Here is a 16,982-nt window from a genome sequence, read left to right on the forward strand (position 1 = left end):
CGCGTCCTCGCATCCCGCTCCCGCCAACCGTGCCAGCCGCCATGCTGGAGCGGTGTAGCATAAGTCAGCGGGGCAGCGAGGCAGCCCCACCGACTATCCGAACACGAAAGGAACAAGGGTGAACCAACGCTATCGACCGATCACGCGCCTGGGCCTGGGTGGCACCGGGCTGGGCGACATGTACCACACCACGAGCGACGAGGCGGCAATGACCACCGTCGACGCCGCATGGGAAGCGGGCATCCGCTATTTCGACACGGCGCCGCACTACGGCGCAGGCCTGTCCGAGCACCGCTTCGGCCAGGCCCTGCGCCGCCGCAAGCGTGAGGAATTCACGCTCTCGACCAAGGTTGGCCGCCTGCTGGTGCCGCACGGTCCCGGCGAGATCGCGGCGCCCTTCGTCGGCTCGCTGCCCTTCAAGCGCGTGCTCGACTACACGGCGGACGGCGCGCGCCGCGCCGTGGAAGACAGCCTGCAGCGCCTGGCGCTAGGCCACATCGACATCGTCTATGTGCACGACCTCTCGCCGGACGCCCTGCCCCAGGCCGAATTCGAACACCACTTCGGCATTGCCGCCGGCAGGAACGGCGCCTTCGAAGGCCTGGTCAAGCTGCGCGAGGAAGGCGTCATCAAGGGCTGGGGCATGGGCGTGAACACCATCGAGCCCTGCATGCGCGCGCTGCAGCAGTCCGACCCCGACATCTTCCTGCTGGCCGGCCGCTACACGCTGATGGAAACCACGCCGCTGCAGGAATTCTTCCCGCTGTGCGAAGCGCGCGGCGCCAGCGTGGTGATCGGCGGGCCATTCAATTCCGGCTTCCTGGCCGGCGGCGAGCACTACGACTACCAGCCGGCCAAGCCCGAGCAGCACGCGCTGCGCGAGCGGCTGCGCAAGGTGGCCGCCGAGCACGGCGTCGACTTGCCGGCGGCGGCGCTGCAGTTCGGCCTGGCGCATCCGGTGGTGGCCGCGACCATTCCCGGCGCCAGCAGCCCGCAGCACCTGAAGCGCAATGCCGCGCTGATGGATGTCCAGATTCCGGCCGCGTTCTGGGAAGCGCTGCTGGCCGAAGGCCTGCTGCCGCAGGAGGCGCCCATCCCGCCACGCAAGCCGGTGGTGTAAGCTGTAGCATAAGCAAACGGGCCGCCGCGCTTTCATGCGGGCGCGGCGGCCCGATGCCCTGCGCCCGCGGGGCATTGCCGTATGCATCGCACAGACCGATACGACGGCACACCATAGACAACGACAAGGATATGGAGACAACCATGCAGACCCTGCCCAGCTACGTCCATGGCGCGCACGATGTGCCGCTCATCGGCGACACCATCGGCGACTTCCTCACCAATATCGCGGCGCGCCATGCCGACAACGACGCCCTGGTCGTCCCGCACCAGGATGTGCGCTGGACCTACCGCGAATTCGACGAGCGCGTAACGCGCCTGGCCGCCGGCTTGCTGGGGCTGGGCCTGGAACCCGGCGACCGCGTCGGCATCTGGTCGCAGAACTGCGCCGAATGGGTGCTGGTGCAGTTCGCCACCGCGCGCGCCGGCCTGATCATGGTGAACATCAACCCGGCCTACCGCCGCTCGGAGCTGGAATACGTGCTGGGCAAGGTGCAGTGTTCGGCCCTGATCCTGGCGCCCGTTTTCAAGACCAGCGACTACATCGGCATGGTGCAGGACGTGGTCCCGGAAGTCCGCGGCGCGGCGCCGTCGCAGCTGCGCTCGGAAAAGCTGCCGCAGCTGCGCCATGTGATCCGCCTGGGCAGCGAGCGCACGCCCGGCATGCTGAACTTCGACGACTTGATGGCCGAACCGAGTGCCGAACAATTGGCGCAGCTGGCCAGCCTCGGCGCCGGGCTGCAGTTCGACGACCCGGTGAACATCCAGTTCACCTCGGGCACCACGGGTTCACCGAAAGGCGCCACGCTCACCCACCACAATATCCTGAACAACGGCTTCTTCATCGGCGAGGCGATGAAGCTCACGCACATCGACCGCCTGTGCATCCCGGTGCCGCTGTATCACTGCTTCGGCATGGTGCTGGGGAACCTGGCCTGCGTGACCCATGGCGCGACGATGGTGTTCCCGGGCGAAGGATTCGAGCCGAAGTCGGTGCTGGAAACCGTGCAGGCCGAGCGCTGCACCGGCCTGCATGGCGTGCCGACGATGTTCATCGCCCTGCTTGACCATCCGGATTTCGGCCAGTACGACTTGTCGACGCTACGCACCGGCATCATGGCCGGCTCGCCCTGCCCGGCCGAGGTGATGAGCCGCGTGATCGAGCGCATGCACCTGTCCGAAATCACGATCGCCTACGGCATGACGGAAACTTCGCCGGTCAGCTTCCAGAGTTCGACCGACGACCCGGTGCCGCTGCGCGTATCGACCATCGGCCGCGTGCACCCGCACCTGGAAGTCAAGATCGTCGACGCCGACGGGCGCATCGTGCCGCGCGGCGTGAAGGGCGAACTGCTGACGCGCGGCTACTCGGTGATGCTCGGCTACTGGGGCGACGAGGAAAAGACCCGCGAGACAATCGACGCGGCGCGCTGGATGCACACGGGCGATTTGGCCGTGATCGACGAGAACGGTTTTGCCACCATCGTCGGCCGCGCCAAGGACATGGTCATTCGCGGCGGCGAGAATATCTACCCGCGCGAGATCGAGGAATTCTTGTACAAGCATCCGAAGGTGCTGGATGTGCAGTGCGTCGGCGTGCCCGACCCGAAGTTCGGCGAGGAGCTGTGCGCCTGCATCATCCTGCGCCCCGGGATGGAAGCCGAGGCCGAGGAGATCCGCGAGTTCTGCAAGGGGCAGATCGCGCACTACAAGATTCCGCGCCATATTCGCTTTGTCACGCAGTTTCCGATGACGGTAACCGGCAAGATCCAGAAGTACCTGCTGCGCGAGCAGGCGGCGACCGATCTCGGGTTGGCTGGCTGAGGACACCGTGGGCGACGCGCTTCCTCGATGAGCCGGGTATGTTCGAGCGCCCCGAGTACGCAGCCGAACGCACAACTGGAGCCGGTATCGTCAGAGGCTAGTGTGCATTCGGGGCTACAGCCCCTGCACGCTCAACGCCCTGACCGCCCCGCGCAGCTGCGCCTGCAGCGTCGCCTTTGCGTCCTCATCCAGGTCTGCAAACATCAGCCGCTCCAGCTCGGCCACGTGCGCATCGCACTCGGCTAATACCGACTGCCCGGATTCGGTCAGGCTGATCTGGATGATGCGCCCATGCGCCGGGTCCGGCGTGCGCGCGATCCAGCCCTTCACTTCCATCTGCTTGACCATCTCGTTGGCCGACTGCGGCGACGTCATCGTGCGTGCGGCCAGTTGCGCATTCGAGAGCGAACCATGCGCGCGGAATACCGACAACGCCGTGTACTGCGGCACGCTCAGCCCGCAGGGCGCCAGGCTGTCGCGCAGGCGCTGTTTCAGGATGTGATCGAGGCGGCCAACGAGATAAGCCAGGCTGCTCGGTTTCGGGGTTTTCGGGACGGCTGACAATTTTTTCAATGTGCTCATAAAGATACTTGTAAAGCGGATCAGGTGCGTATAGTATAAGCTTCATATCAGGCAGCCTGATAACAAATTTACTACCGAGGAGACATTGTATGTCCAAATACGAAGCACGCTGGCAAACCGTCAAAGTGGATGTGGAGAACGGTATCGGCTGGATCACCCTGAACCGCCCGGAGAAGCGCAATGCCATGAGCCCGACGCTGAACCGCGAGATGATCGACGTGCTCGAAACCCTCGAGCTCGACGACGATGCCCAGGTCATCGTCCTGACCGGCGCCGGCGACGCCTGGACCGCCGGGATGGACTTGAAAGAGTATTTCCGCGAAACCGACGGCAAGCCCGAGATCACCCAGGAACGCATCCGCCGCGACTGCTCGCAGTGGCAGTGGAAACTGCTGCGCATGTACAGCAAGGCGACGATTGCCATGGTCAACGGCTGGTGCTTCGGCGGCGCGTTTTCGCCGCTGGTGGCCTGCGACCTGGCCATTGCCGCCGACGACGCCGTGTTCGGCCTGTCCGAAGTGAACTGGGGCATCCCGCCGGGCAACCTGGTGAGCAAGGCCGTGGCCGACACCATGGGCCACCGCAACGCCCTGCACTACATCATGACCGGCGACACCTTCACCGGCAAGGAAGCCGCCGCCATGGGGCTGATCAACAAGAGCGTGCCGAAGGAGCAGCTGCGCGAAGCCGTGATCGAGTTGGCGAATAAACTGCTGGAAAAGAACCCGGTCGTGCTGCGTTACGCCAAGATCGGCTTCAAGCGCGCCCGCGAACTGACCTGGGAGCAAGGCGAAGACTACCTGTACGCCAAGACCGACCAGTCGAACTATCGCGACCCGGAAAAAGGCCGCAAGGAAGGCCTGAAGCAGTTCCTGGATGACAAGACCATCAAGCCGGGGCTGCAAACCTATAAACGTGGCTAATAAATAAAGTCGCGTATTAAGAACAAAACCATAATAATGGCGGCGGCCCCTGCTGAGCAGGCGGCCGCCTTCAATCCGATAACAGAGGAGACCTCTGATGTTCCAGACCGATCTGCTGATCAACGGCGAGTCGCGCCCCGCCTTGAATGGCGCCAGCTTCGAACGCCATAATCCCGCCACCGGCGAAGTCGCCACCCGCGCCCCCGCCGCCACGCTCGACGATGTCGACGCCGCCATCGCTGCCGCGCAAGCTGCCTTCCCGGCCTGGTCTGCCATGCAGCCGGGCGCCCGCCGCGCGCTGCTCCTGAAAGCCGCCGACAAGATGGAAGCCCTGCGCGGCCAATTCGTCGAAGCCGCCGTCGAGGAAGCCGGCGGCGCGCCGGTGTGGTACCAGTTCAATGTGACCCTGGCCGCCAACATGCTGCGCGAAGCAGCGTCGATGACGACGCAAATCGCCGGCGAAGTCATCCCATCCGACGTGCCGGGTTCGCTCGCCATGGGCGTGCGCCAGGCCTGCGGCGTGGTAGTCGGCATCGCGCCCTGGAACGCGCCGGTCATCCTCGGCACGCGCGCCGTCGCCATGCCGCTCGCCTGCGGCAATACCGTGATCCTGAAAGCCTCGGAACTGTGCCCGGCCCTGCACCGCCTGATCGGCCAGGTGTTCGTGGACGCCGGCTTCCCGCCGGGCGTGGTCAACGTGATCACCAACGCGCCGGACGACGCGCCGGCCATCGTCGAGCGCCTGATCGCCGCGCCGGCCGTGCGCCGCGTGAACTTCACCGGTTCGACCAAGGTCGGCCGCATCATCGCGCAGACCGCCGCGAAATACCTGAAGCCGGTGTTGCTGGAACTGGGCGGGAAGAACCCGGTCGTGGTGCTGGACGACGCCGACCTCGACGCCGCCGTGGAAGCGGCCGCCTTCTCCGCCTTCTTCAACCAGGGCCAGATCTGCATGTCGGCCGATCGCATCCTGGTCGATGCCAAGGTGGCCGATGCCTTTGTCGCCAAGCTCGCCGCGAAGACCGCTACTTTGAAAGCTGCCCGAGCCGACGCGCCGCTGGCCGGCATGGTCGACCCCGCAGCCGCGCTGCGCGTGGACGCCATGCTGCAGGATGCGCGCACCCGCGGCGCCACCGTCACCCAATCCGGCGAAGGCGTGGACGGCAACATCATGCAGCCGGCGATCGTCGACAAGGTGACGCCGGAGATGCTGGTCTACCAGGAAGAATCCTTCGGCCCGATCGTCTCGGTGCTGCGTTTCGACAGCGACGAAGAAGCCATCAAGCTGGCCAACGACAGCGAATACGGTTTGTCGTCGGCCGTGTTCAGCCGCGACATCGGCCGCGCCATGGCGGTAGCCCAGCGCATCGAATCGGGCATCTGCCACATCAACGGCCCCACCGTGCACGACGAGGCGCAGATGCCCTTCGGCGGCGTGAAAGGCAGCGGCTACGGGCGCTTCGGCGGCAAGGCGGCAATTGCCGAGTTCACCGACCTGCGCTGGATCACGGTCCAGACCACTCCGCGTCACTTCCCGATCTGAGCGGAGGCCGCCATGACACTATCATCGATTGTGGAAGGCGGCAGCAGCGAGGTGGGTCAAACCACGAAAAGGCGGCACGTCGAGCTCGGGCATCCCGAGGTCGCAGCGTATCAGGTGGATGGCACCTGGCACGTGGATGCCGTCACGCCGCTGCAACCCGTGCCGCAGCGCTTTACCGACCGCCTGGTCGACGGCGCGCGCGCGCACCCCGAACGCACCCTGGTGGCGCGCCGCGGGCCGGACGGCGAATGGATACGCCTGTCGTATGCCCAGGTGCTGGACAGCGCGCGCCGCATCGGCCAGGCGCTGCTCGACCGCGATCTCTCGGCAGAGCGCCCGCTGGTGATCCTGTCGGGGAACGACCTCGAACACTTCCAGCTGGCGCTGGGCGCGATGTATGCCGGCGTGCCCTACTCTCCGCTGTCGCCGGCCTATTCGCTGGTGGCGACCGACCCGGCCAAGCTGCGCGACCTGATCGAGCAGCTCACGCCCGGCGCCATCTATGCGAGTGACGGCATCGCCTATGCGCGCGCCATCGACGCCGTGCTGCCGGATGGGGTGGAACTGATCCTGGCCGATGGCGCGGTAAGCGGGCGCACGGCGACAAGCTTTGCTTCGCTGCTCGCTACCGAGCCGACCGGCATCGACGCCCGCAACGCGCAAGTCGGCCCGCAAACCATCGCCAAGTTCCTGTTTACCTCGGGCTCGACCAAGAAGCCGAAGGCCGTGATCACCACCCACGGTATGCTCTGCAGTAACCAGCAGATGCTGCTGCAGACCTTCCCCTTCCTGGGCATGGACCCGCCAACCCTGCTTGACTGGCTGCCCTGGAACCATACCTTCGGCGGCAGCCACAACGTCGGCATCGTGCTGTACAACGGCGGCACGCTCTACATCGACGACGGCCGCGCCACCCGCAGCGAGTTCGAGGGCACGCTGCGCAACTTGCGCGAGATCGCACCGACCGTCTACTTCAACATCCCGGCCGGCTGGGAGATGCTGGCCGAGGTGCTGGAAACCGATGACGAACTGGCCGCCAACTTCTTCTCGCGCGTGAAGCTGTTCTTCTGCGCCGGCGCCGGGCTGTCGCAGGCTTGCTGGGACCATCTCGACCGCGTGGCCCTGCAGCGCGCCGGCGAGACCATCCGCATCATGACCGGCCTCGGGATGACCGAGACCTCGCCGTCCTGCACCTTCGGCACCGGGCCGATCGTGAAGGCTGGTTACGTCGGCGTGCCGGCGCCGGGATGCAAGGTAAAGCTGGTACCGATCGGCGACAAGCTCGAAGCGCGCTTCCACGGTCCGCACGTGACGCCCGGCTACTGGCGCGCGCCGCACCTCACCGCCGAGGCTTTCGACGCGGACGGCTACTACTGCACCGGCGACGCCCTGCGCTTCTTCGATCCCGCGCAGCCGGCGCTGGGCTTCATGTTCGACGGCCGCATCGCCGAAGACTTCAAGCTCAGCTCGGGCACCTTTGTCAGCGTCGGCCCGCTGCGGGCACGCGTGATCAGCCAGGGCGCGCCCTACGTGCAGGACGCGGTGGTTACCGGCATCAACCGCAGCAGCATCGGCCTGATGGTGTTCCCGCGCCTGGACCACTGCTGCGAGCTCGCTGGCCTGCCCGCTGGTTCGTCGGCCGAGGACGTGCTGGCCAGCGCAGCGGTACGACAACACTTCAAAGCGCTGCTCGACAAGCTGAACGTCGGCGCCAGCGGTTCCTCGATGCGCATCGAGCGCCTGCTGCTGCTGGCCGAGGCGCCGTCGATCGATCACCGCGAGCTGACCGACAAGGGATCGATCAACCAGGCAGCGGTGCTGAACCGGCGCGCGGCACTGGTCGAGGCGCTGTACGACGGGACGGATTCGACCACGATAGTTGCAGCATAAATACCTACAACAAACTGGAGACGACATGAAACTGAAGACCCTGGCTTGCATCGGATTGGCATTCTCTTTCGCGGGCGGCAGCGCATACGCCCAGGACGACACCATCAAGATCGGCGTCATCGCCGCCCTGACCGGCCCCTTCGTCAACATCGGCAAGCCTTTTGAAGACGGTATCAAGACCTACATGAAGCAGCACGGCGACACGGTGGCCGGCAAGAAGGTGCAGATCATCTACCGCGACGACGGCGGCAGTAACGTCGAGCTGTCCAAGCGCGCCGCGCAGGAGCTGATCGGGCGCGAGAAGGTGAACTTCCTGATCGGCTTTTCGCTGACGCCGAGCGCGCTGGCGGTGGCGCCGGTGGCGACCCAGGGCAAGACCCCGATGATCGTCATGAACGCGGTCACCACCGGCATCACGGCCAAGTCGCCCTACATGCTGCGCACCTCGATGACGATGCAGCAGATGACCGAACCCTTCGGCGCCTGGACCGCGAAGAACAAGATCAGCAACGTGTACTCGCTGGTCACCGACTACAGCACCGGCCACGACGCCGAACTGAAGTTCGCCAAGGGCTTGCAGGAAGGCGGCGGCAAGATCGTCGGCTCCTCGCGCGTGCCGCTGGCGAACCCCGACTATTCGCCTTTTGTCCAGCGCGTGAAGGACCAGAAGCCGGACGCCCTGTTCTTCTTCGCCCCCGGCGCGGAAGACGGCGCCGGCCTGCTGAAAGCCTTCTCCGACAAGGGCCTGGACAACGCCGGCATCAAGTTCCTGGGCGTGGGCGACATGACCAGCGATTCGCCGACCCTGGAAGCGCTGGGCGAGCGCGCGCTGGGCGCGGTCACCGTGCTGAACTATTCGACGGCGCTGGACAACGAAGCGAATAAAACCTTCCTCAAGGCGTACGCCGAGGCCAATCCCAACCGTCCGGCGCCGACTTTCGTTACGGTGGCCGCCTACGACACCATGGGCATGATCTACGAGACCGTGCGCCGGCTCAATGGCAAGGTCACCGGCGACGCCGCCGTCAAGACCCTGTCGGGCATGAAGTGGAACAGCCCGCGCGGGCCGATCTCCATCGACCCGAAAACCCGCGACATCGTGCAGAACATGTACATCCGCGAAGTCAAGAAAGTCAATGGCAAGCTGGTGAACCAGCCGATCGGCACGCTCAAGGACGTGATGCCCGACTAAGCCCAAGTCAGTCCCTTTCCCCGCAGTGCAGGCCTGCCGCAGCCCATTCGATGGGTTGCGCGGGCCTGTTCGTCCCGACGTCTTGCAAATCCATTCGGTTTCACGACAGGAGACAACGCGCATGAAGATCATCCACACCACCCATCTCGCCAGCCTCGCCACCCTCGCCCTGCTCGGCCTTGCCGGCTGCGGCAGCAACGACCACGACGATCCGCCCGACGTTCCCGCTCCGCCGCCGGTGGCCCAGCTGCCGCAGTTGAGCCCCGCCGTCGGCGCCACGCTGGGCGCCTGCGCCGAGCTGGCAACGCGCGTCAACATCGCCGATACCACGATCACCGCCGCCAACGAGATCGCCGCCGGCACGCTGGTCATCGCCGGCAAGCCGGTCGCCGCACACTGCCAGGTGCTGGGCCAGATGTTCCGCCGCGTCAGCCCCGTGGACGGCAAGAGCTACGCCGTCGGCTTCGAGATGCGCCTGCCGCGCGACTGGAACGGCCGCTTCTTCTACCAGGCCAACGGCGGCGTCGATGGCAGCGTGGTCACGGCAACCGGCCCGGTGGGCGGCGGCGGGCCGCTCGACAACGCCTTGAACCAGGGCTTTGCCGTGCTCAGTTCCGACGCCGGGCATGGCGCGCCGACGCCCTTCTTCGGCATCGACCCGCAGGCGCGCCTCGACTACGGTTACCAGGCCGTCGGCAAGCTGACGCCGATGGCCAAGAGCCTGATCGCGGTCGCGTATGGCAAGGCGCCGGACCGCTCGTACATTGGCGGCTGTTCGAACGGCGGGCGCCATACCATGGTGGCGGCGGCGCGCTACGCCGAGCAGTACGACGGCTACCTGGCCGGCAACCCGGGGTATCGGCTGCCGCTGGCGGCGCTGGCCAACATCGCCGGCGCCAAGACCTATGCCGCGCTGGCGGCCACGCCCGGCGACCTGACGACGGGATTTACCCAGGCCGAGCGTACGCTGGTGTCGAATGCGGTGCTGGCCAGGTGCGATGCGCTCGATGGCGCGGCCGATAGACTGATCCAGGATACCGGCGCCTGCCAGGCCGCCTTCAACCTGGAGCGCGACGTGCCGACCTGCGCCGGCACGCGCGACGGCACTTGCCTGAGCAGCGCGCAAAAGACCGGGATCGCGGCGCTGTTTGCCGGCGCCAGGACGGAGAGCGGCGCCACGATCTACACCGGCTTCCCGTACGATGCAGGATTCGGGACGAACGGCTGGGCGAGCTGGAAGTTCGGCGCGCCGATCGACCGCGACTCGGGCGCGGCGGCGTTCATCTGGGCAGTGCCGCCGGAAGACCCGGCCACCTTCAACGGGCGCGAGTTCGTGTCGAGCGTGAATCTCGCAAGCCTGCTGGCGCGGGTGAATGCGACGAATGCCACCTACACCGAATCCGGCACGAGCTTCATGACGCCGCCCGACGGCGCCAACCTGGCCAGGCTGAAGAACCGTGGCGCCAAGATGCTGGTCTACCACGGCACCAGCGACCCGATTTTCTCGAGCGACGACACCACCGCGTGGTACGACGCGCTGCGCACGGCGAACAGCGGCGATGCGTCGAACTTCGCGCGCTTCTTCCGGGTGCCGGGGATGAACCACTGCTCGGGCGGGCCGGCGCTGGACCAGTTCGACATGCTCACGCCGCTGGTGAACTGGGTCGAAAAGGGACAGGCGCCGGACAGCGTGCTGGCCAGTGCGCGCGGCGCGGGGAATGCGGGTGAGCGGGCGCGCGGGCGGAGGATTGCCCGTGCGCTCGGTTTGTTTTTTGGGTGGGCTCCGCCCCCTCTTCCTGGTGGCTTGTTTGAGAGTTGTTAGTCTGGTTGTAGTCAGGGACGGTTGAGTTACAGGTTTGGTGTGTTTTATTCGTTGGTTAGTTACATTTTTAATTGTGATGTGATGCTCGTGGCGGTTGATTCTTTTCTTGGCTTGTTACTGCTGGGGTGCGAGGGGCGACTCTGCCGGGTGGCGGATGAGGCCTGGGGTTTGATGAGGGCGCTCTACTGGTGGCGCGAGCGCCGCGGCGACCGTCGCGGATAGGCATAAGGTGAGACGGCGTGGGCTCGAGAGCCCACCCTACCGGCGGGGGTTCGCGGCGTCGCGTGATGGTGGGTTCGAGAACCCACCCTACTCGATGTCGACGTGGTGGGTTCGGGAACCCGCCCTGCCTTATTTGGTGACGGCGAGGACGGTGCGGCGGCCGCCCTTGAAGGTGTACAGGGTGATCGTGCCGTCGCGGATGTCGCCGCGCGCATCGAAGGCGATCGGGCCGGTCACGCCCTTCGTTTCGATCTTGGCCAGCACCGGCAGGTACCTGGCCGGCGCGCTGGAGCCGGCCTTGACCATGGCCTCGGCCATCGTCATCACGGCGTCGTAGGCATACGGCGCGTTGATCTGGACGTCGATGCCGAAGCGCTTCTTGTAGTCGGTGCGGAACTTGTCCATGCCGGCCTTGCCGGCCGCGTCCACCCCGCCCGCTTCGGCGCAGAACACCTGGCCGTCGGCCATCACGCCGCCCGACAGTTTATGGATCTCGTCCGAGCAGATGCCGTCGCCGCCCATCATCTTGACGTTCATGCCGAGCTGCTTCATCTGGCGCAGCATCGGGCCGGCCACGGCGCTCATGCCGCCGAAGAAGACCAGGTCCGGCTTCGCGGCGCGAATCTTGGTGAGAATCGCATTGAAGTCGCTTGCCTTGTCGTGCGTGAATTCGCGCGCGACGACGGTGGCGCCCTGGTCGCGCAGGCCTTTCGAGAACTCGGTCACCAGGCCCTGGCCATAGGCGGTGCGGTCGTCGATCACGGCGACGCGGCGCGCGTTCATCTTCTGCACGGCGTAGTGCCCCAGCGCCTGGCCCAGCTGCACGTCGTTGGCCACCACGCGGAAGGCGGTGTTGAAACCCTGCTTGGTGTAGACCGGGCTGGTACTCGACGGCGAAATCTGCGGGATGCCGGCCTGGTTGTAGATCTTCGAAGCGGGAATCGTGGTGCCCGAGGTCTCGTGGCCGACCACGCCGTTCACGCGGCCGTCGACCAGCTTCTGGGCCACGTTGGTGGCCTGCTTCGGATCGCCGCCATCGTCCTCGGCCACCAGCTCGAAGCGCACTTTCTTGCCGCCGATGGTCACGCCGCGCGCGTTCAGGGCCTCGATCGCCATGCGGGCGCCGTTTTCGGTGTCCTTGCCGAAGTAGGAGACGGGGCCGGTGACGGCGGCCGAGTGGCCGATTTTGACCACTTCCTGGGCCGTTGCGGTTCCGGCGACGGACAGGATGGCGGCGGCGATGATCGTGTGCTTCTTCATTACTTCCTCAAATGATGTTGACTGCGCGCGTACCTCGGGTACGCCGCGCGCGAAAGGAAGAACTATAGCAAGGATGCGCACTTCCCGCGCAGCAGGCCTACGCTTCGCTGCACATGTAGAGCGCCACCGGCGGGTAGGTCGCCAGGGCCACGCGCGCCTCCTCGCCGGCGCAGTCGGCTGCGCGAAAGCCCAGGCGCTCCCAGAAAGTTTGCGAGGACTGCACCGAGACCAGCGCGCAGTTGGTCAGCCCTCGTACGCGCGCCAGTGCCTGCAACTGCTCCACCAGCAAGCGCGCCAGGCCGCGCCCCGCGGCGGCGGGCGATACCGACAGGTCGTGGATGTACAGGGTATCGCCGTCCTCGGCGACATCGAAGCCGGCATCCAGCGGCGTCACCGCGCCGCGCCTGCTGCGGTAGGCGAACACATAGGCGCAGACCTCGCCTTCGCATTCGGCCACGAAGGAAGTGTCGCCGGCCGCGCAGATACGCGCGAGCACGACATCCGCCGCCTCCTGCATCGACGGTGGATAGCATGCGGCCTGCACGCGCAGCGCGGCGTCGAGATCGGTGTCGCGAATGGTGCGCAGGAGGACGGGTGATTGGAGCGTGGTTGTGGAGTCGTGCGGGGTCATGCAGGGTCGAGCCGGACAAAACCGCCATCCTAGCGCCCCGACCCGCATTTGCCCAGCCGTGACTTGCTTGCAACGCAGCGTTGCCACGCAGAATTTTGTTTCCGCACGGTTTGACACCGCCGGGCAGCGCCTGCCCCGCTTCCGGCATACTGGTGTTTCGTTTGCCCGCCCTGGACGAAAGCCGACCATGACGACCACGCCGGAACCACAGCGCACGCCGCCCACGACCGCACAGCAGGCCGATGAGCTGCCGTTTTGCACCCTGCTCTACCGTTTCATCTTCTTCGACTGGCTGTTCAAGGACGTCGGCGGCGCGCGCACGGCCATCGAGCGCCATGCCGCGTTCCAGCACAACCGGCGCATGAGCAAATACCTGCCGGTCTACCTGCGGCGCTGGTCCTTCCTCACCGCCTTCGACTTCGTGCTTGGCTTCGTGCTGGAACGCGCACTGCAGGCCACGTTGCTATCAGCCTGGTTCTTTACCTGGAGCTGCGTGACGGCCACCGGCATGGTCGTGATCACGGTTGCGTGGATCTTCCTGACCCAGCCGCCGCAGTCCTAGATTCACGTTCGCGCAACACCTGTTCAAAATCGAGGGTTGACACCGAACTATATTCGGCCTACAGTCATATCAATGTCTACCCAATTGCATCTGCTAACTGTCCTACCGCTCGCCGGCGCGCTATCGCCAGCGTCGCTACTACTACGCGCCTGACCGTCGCGTTCGAGTCCGGCCACCGTCGCCGGAACCCCAAAAGTAGTTACAGGAAGTTGTACGATGCCAGTCCCTCAGAATTCCTCGTCATTCATCATCCGCCAGGGTAAGACCCTGCCAGCCGGCGCACGCGCTGTGTTCCGTCTGCTGCTACAACTACCGATCGGTTGCCGGGCCTAGCGACTCGTGGCCCGTCCGGCAGCCTCCGCCACATCGACGCCTTCCAGGCACGCATTCACAGCACAAGCAGGAGTACGATCATGTTGACCAATCCATCCGCCAAATACCGCCCCTTCGCCGCCGTCCCATTGGAAAACCGCCAGTGGCCGGGCAAGACCATCACCCAGCCGCCGATCTGGATGAGCACCGACCTGCGCGACGGTAACCAGGCCCTCATCGAGCCGATGAGCGTCGACAAGAAACTGCGCTTCTTCCAGACCCTGGTCCAGATCGGCCTGAAGGAAATCGAAGTCGGCTTCCCGTCTGCTTCGCAGACCGACTTCGATTTCGTGCGCATGCTGGTCGAGGACGGCCACATTCCCGACGACGTCACCATCATCGTCCTGACCCAGGCGCGCGACGAGCTGATTCGCCGCACCGTGGACTCGGCCGTCGGCGCCAAGCGCGCCATCGTCCACATCTACAATTCGGTGGCGCCGGTGTTCCGCCGCGTGGTGTTCGGCATGGAACGCGAGGAGATCGTGCAGATCGCCGTGAACGGCACCCGCCTGATCAAGGAGCTCGTCGCCCAGCACCCGCAAACGCAGTGGGGCCTGGAGTATTCGCCGGAATCCTTCTCCACCACCGAGCTCGATTTCTCGAAGCAGATCACGGATGCGGTGAGCGCCGTCTGGCAGCCGACGCCCGAGAACAAGATGATCGTCAACCTGCCGTCCACGGTGGAGGCCAGCACGCCGAACGTGTACGCCGACCAGATCGAATGGATGTGCCGCAACCTGAACAACCGCGAGTCGCTGGTCATCAGCGTCCACCCGCACAACGACCGCGGCACCGCCGTGGCGGCGGCCGAACTGGCCGTGATGGCCGGCGCCGACCGTGTCGAGGGCTGTTTGTTCGGGAACGGCGAACGCACCGGCAACGTCGACCTGGTCACCCTTGCCATGAACCTGTACACGCAAGGCGTGCATCCGGGCCTGGACTTCTCCGACATCGACGCCGTGCGCCAGCTGGTCGAGGAATGCAACCAGCTGCCGGTGCACCCGCGCCACCCGTATGCCGGCGACCTGGTCTTCACCGCCTTCTCGGGCTCGCACCAGGACGCGATCAAGAAGGGCTTCGCCCAGCAAAAGGCCGACGCCATCTGGGAAGTGCCGTATCTGCCGATCGACCCGGCCGACCTGGGCCGCAGCTACGACGCCGTGATCCGCGTAAACAGCCAGTCGGGCAAGGGCGGCATGGCTTACCTGCTCGAACAGGAATACGGCCTGCAATTGCCGCGCCGCCTGCAGATCGAATTCTCGCGCGTGGTGCAGCAGTTGGCCGACAGCAGCGGCCGCGAAATCGCCGCGGGCGACATCCACGCCCTGTTCGGACGCGAATACCTGGAACAGCAGACGCCGTGGCGCTACGTGTCGCACCGCATGACCGAAGACAGCACGGGCGAGCAGCCGGTGCAGATCGAGGTGACGGCGCAGCAGGAGCGCGTGCAGTCGGTGCGCCGCGGCGTCGGCAACGGCCCGATCGACGCCTTCGTGAATGCGCTCGGCCTGGACATCCGCCTGATGGACTACCACGAGCATTCGATCGGCTCCGGCGCGAATGCGCGCGCGGCCTGCTATGTCGAGCTGCGCGTCGGGAACGGCCCGACCCTGTTCGGCGCCGGCATCGACAGCAACATCGTCACCGCTTCCTTCCACGCCGTGCTGTCGGCGGTGAACCGCCACATGGCGGCGCAAGGCGCGGCAGGGGGCGCGGCGCACAGCGCCATCGCGGCCTGAGGCCACGGCGCGAGCAAGCCGGCGGCGCAATGCCCGCCGGCGCCTGCATGTGGCTATAATTGGACTCAGCCGTGCACCTGGCGCGGCGTGTCCACTTAACGGAAGGCCCATGAAGAAAGCTTCGCTCCTGCACGCGCATCTGGTTTTGTCCCTGTCCCTCGCATCCGGCGCCGCCCTGGCCGACGATGCCGCCGTCCTGAAATGCCGCACCCTGCCTGATACCGCCCAGCGCCTGGCCTGCTACGACGCGATGCCGATCGGCGCCGCGCCGGCCGCCGCAAGCGCAGCCGCCGCCACCGCCGCCGCAGTCGCCCCGGTTCGCGCCGCCCAGGCGCCGGAACAGCAGTTCGGCATCGAACGCAAGGCCAAGGAAGCCGAACCCGACCAGATCGAAAGCAGCATCGCCGGCGACTTCGACGGCTGGAGCGGCAACACCACCATCAAGCTCGCCAACGGCCAGGTGTGGCGCATCACCGACGGCAGCCAGGCCGTGCTGCCGCCCATGCATAACCCGAAGGTCCGCATCAAGCGCGGCCTGTTCGGCGGCGCCTTCTTCTTCCAGGTGGAAGGCCAGAACAGCACGGCGCGCGTGCGCCGGGTCCAGTAACCGCGTCCAGTAACGCAGCCCCTGCCGGCGGCGCCGGCCATTCCCTACACGAGCCCATGACGAAAAGCGAAGCCCGGCGCACGGCCATCCTGCGCACGGCCACCGAAGTGTTCCACGAGGCCGGCTTCGACCGCGCCTCGATGTCCGACATCTGCAACCGCGTCGGTTATTCGAAGGCGACGGTGTATGCCTACTTCAAGTCGAAGGAAGAGTTGCTGGTGGCGATTGCCCTGGACGCCGCCGAGGCCGAATACGCGGCGGTGCACGCGGCGCTGGCGGACAGCCCCGCAGGCATCCGCGCCGCGCTCGAACACGTGGGCCGGCGCTATCTCGCCTTTGCCTGCGCGCCCGAGACGCTGGCCACGCGCCGCCTGGTGCTGGCCGAAGCGGCGCGCTCCAGCCTCGGCAACCAGTGCTACGATCTCGGCCCCGGCCGCGTGATCGCCGCCCTGGCCGCCCTGCTGCACGGGGCCATGGACGACGGCGAACTGATCGAGGCCGGCAGCGAACTGGCGGCGCGCCACCTGAAGGCCCTGTTCGATGCCGAGTGGGGCGAGCGCCTGCTGTTCCAGGCCATCGAGGCGCTCGGGCCGGAACAGCTGGAGGCGAGCGCCGAGCGCGCCGTGGGCGTCTTCCTCGCCGCGTATGGCGCCAGCAAAACCGGGGCCGCCCCCACCTGAATCCTGCCTCACCG

14 protein-coding genes are annotated in these 16,982 nt (G+C 66.2%); 11 read left to right on the forward strand and 3 right to left on the reverse strand.

Translation table 11 applies throughout. From position 1 onward, the window contains the following. Positions 1-118: 118 nt before the first annotated feature. Together ACWYRN_RS22690 and ACWYRN_RS22695 are read left to right on the forward strand one after the other, a co-directional pair. Complete coding sequence (locus ACWYRN_RS22690) at positions 119-1,120, forward strand: aldo/keto reductase (RefSeq protein ID WP_488690029.1); 1,002 nt, start codon at positions 119-121, stop codon at positions 1,118-1,120. 143 nt (positions 1,121-1,263) lie between these two features. Next, positions 1,264-2,943 (forward strand): AMP-binding protein, encoded by a 1,680-nt coding sequence (locus ACWYRN_RS22695; protein ID WP_488690030.1) that lies wholly within the window; start codon positions 1,264-1,266, stop codon positions 2,941-2,943. A 114-nt stretch (positions 2,944-3,057) separates the two neighbouring features. Here ACWYRN_RS22695 and ACWYRN_RS22700 read toward each other — a convergent pair whose 3' ends face one another. Next, entirely contained in the window at positions 3,058-3,525 is a 468-nt protein-coding gene (locus ACWYRN_RS22700; protein ID WP_488690032.1) for a MarR family winged helix-turn-helix transcriptional regulator, read from the reverse strand. 89 nt (positions 3,526-3,614) lie between these two features. On the opposite strand from ACWYRN_RS22700, the gene ACWYRN_RS22705 reads away from it, so the two are divergent. From ACWYRN_RS22705 to ACWYRN_RS22725, 5 genes are all read left to right on the forward strand, one after another. After that, positions 3,615-4,448, forward strand: coding sequence for a p-hydroxycinnamoyl CoA hydratase/lyase (locus tag ACWYRN_RS22705; protein ID WP_488690034.1), 834 nt, complete (start codon positions 3,615-3,617; stop codon positions 4,446-4,448). A gap of 97 nt (positions 4,449-4,545) precedes the next feature. After that, positions 4,546-5,991, forward strand: a complete 1,446-nt coding sequence (locus ACWYRN_RS22710; protein ID WP_488690036.1) for an aldehyde dehydrogenase — start codon at positions 4,546-4,548, stop codon at positions 5,989-5,991. Positions 5,992-6,003: 12 nt separating this feature from the next. Further along, positions 6,004-7,881, forward strand: a complete 1,878-nt coding sequence (locus ACWYRN_RS22715) for a feruloyl-CoA synthase (RefSeq protein ID WP_488690038.1) — start codon at positions 6,004-6,006, stop codon at positions 7,879-7,881. 25 nt (positions 7,882-7,906) lie between these two features. After that, positions 7,907-9,073, forward strand: a complete 1,167-nt coding sequence (locus tag ACWYRN_RS22720) for an ABC transporter substrate-binding protein (RefSeq protein WP_488690040.1) — start codon at positions 7,907-7,909, stop codon at positions 9,071-9,073. A 121-nt stretch (positions 9,074-9,194) separates the two neighbouring features. Further along, positions 9,195-10,895: a tannase/feruloyl esterase family alpha/beta hydrolase gene (locus ACWYRN_RS22725; protein WP_488690042.1), complete on the forward strand. Its 1,701-nt coding sequence runs from the start codon at positions 9,195-9,197 to the stop codon at positions 10,893-10,895. A gap of 351 nt (positions 10,896-11,246) precedes the next feature. Here ACWYRN_RS22725 and ACWYRN_RS22730 read toward each other — a convergent pair whose 3' ends face one another. Together ACWYRN_RS22730 and ACWYRN_RS22735 are read right to left on the reverse strand one after the other, a co-directional pair. Continuing rightward, positions 11,247-12,377, reverse strand: a complete 1,131-nt coding sequence (locus ACWYRN_RS22730; RefSeq protein ID WP_488690044.1) for a branched-chain amino acid ABC transporter substrate-binding protein — start codon at positions 12,375-12,377, stop codon at positions 11,247-11,249. 97 nt (positions 12,378-12,474) lie between these two features. Then, positions 12,475-13,008, reverse strand: a complete 534-nt coding sequence (locus tag ACWYRN_RS22735) for a GNAT family N-acetyltransferase (RefSeq protein WP_488690046.1) — start codon at positions 13,006-13,008, stop codon at positions 12,475-12,477. Between the two features lie 187 nt (positions 13,009-13,195). On the opposite strand from ACWYRN_RS22735, the gene ACWYRN_RS22740 reads away from it, so the two are divergent. The 4 genes from ACWYRN_RS22740 (at position 13,196) to ACWYRN_RS22755 (ending at position 16,968) form a co-directional block, all read left to right on the forward strand. After that, positions 13,196-13,570 carry a hypothetical protein gene (locus ACWYRN_RS22740; RefSeq protein ID WP_488690048.1) on the forward strand — a complete coding sequence of 125 codons (375 nt, stop codon included), beginning with the start codon at positions 13,196-13,198 and terminating at the stop codon, positions 13,568-13,570. A 410-nt stretch (positions 13,571-13,980) separates the two neighbouring features. Then, on the forward strand, positions 13,981-15,681 hold the full coding sequence (leuA, locus tag ACWYRN_RS22745) for a 2-isopropylmalate synthase (protein ID WP_488692871.1): 1,701 nt from the start codon (positions 13,981-13,983) through the stop codon (positions 15,679-15,681). A 109-nt stretch (positions 15,682-15,790) separates the two neighbouring features. Then, positions 15,791-16,288, forward strand: coding sequence for a hypothetical protein (locus ACWYRN_RS22750; protein ID WP_488690050.1), 498 nt, complete (start codon positions 15,791-15,793; stop codon positions 16,286-16,288). A gap of 56 nt (positions 16,289-16,344) precedes the next feature. Continuing rightward, positions 16,345-16,968, forward strand: a complete 624-nt coding sequence (locus ACWYRN_RS22755) for a TetR/AcrR family transcriptional regulator (RefSeq protein ID WP_488690052.1) — start codon at positions 16,345-16,347, stop codon at positions 16,966-16,968. Positions 16,969-16,982: the final 14 nt, after the last annotated feature.

Source organism: Massilia sp. BAP21, from assembly GCF_057801335.1.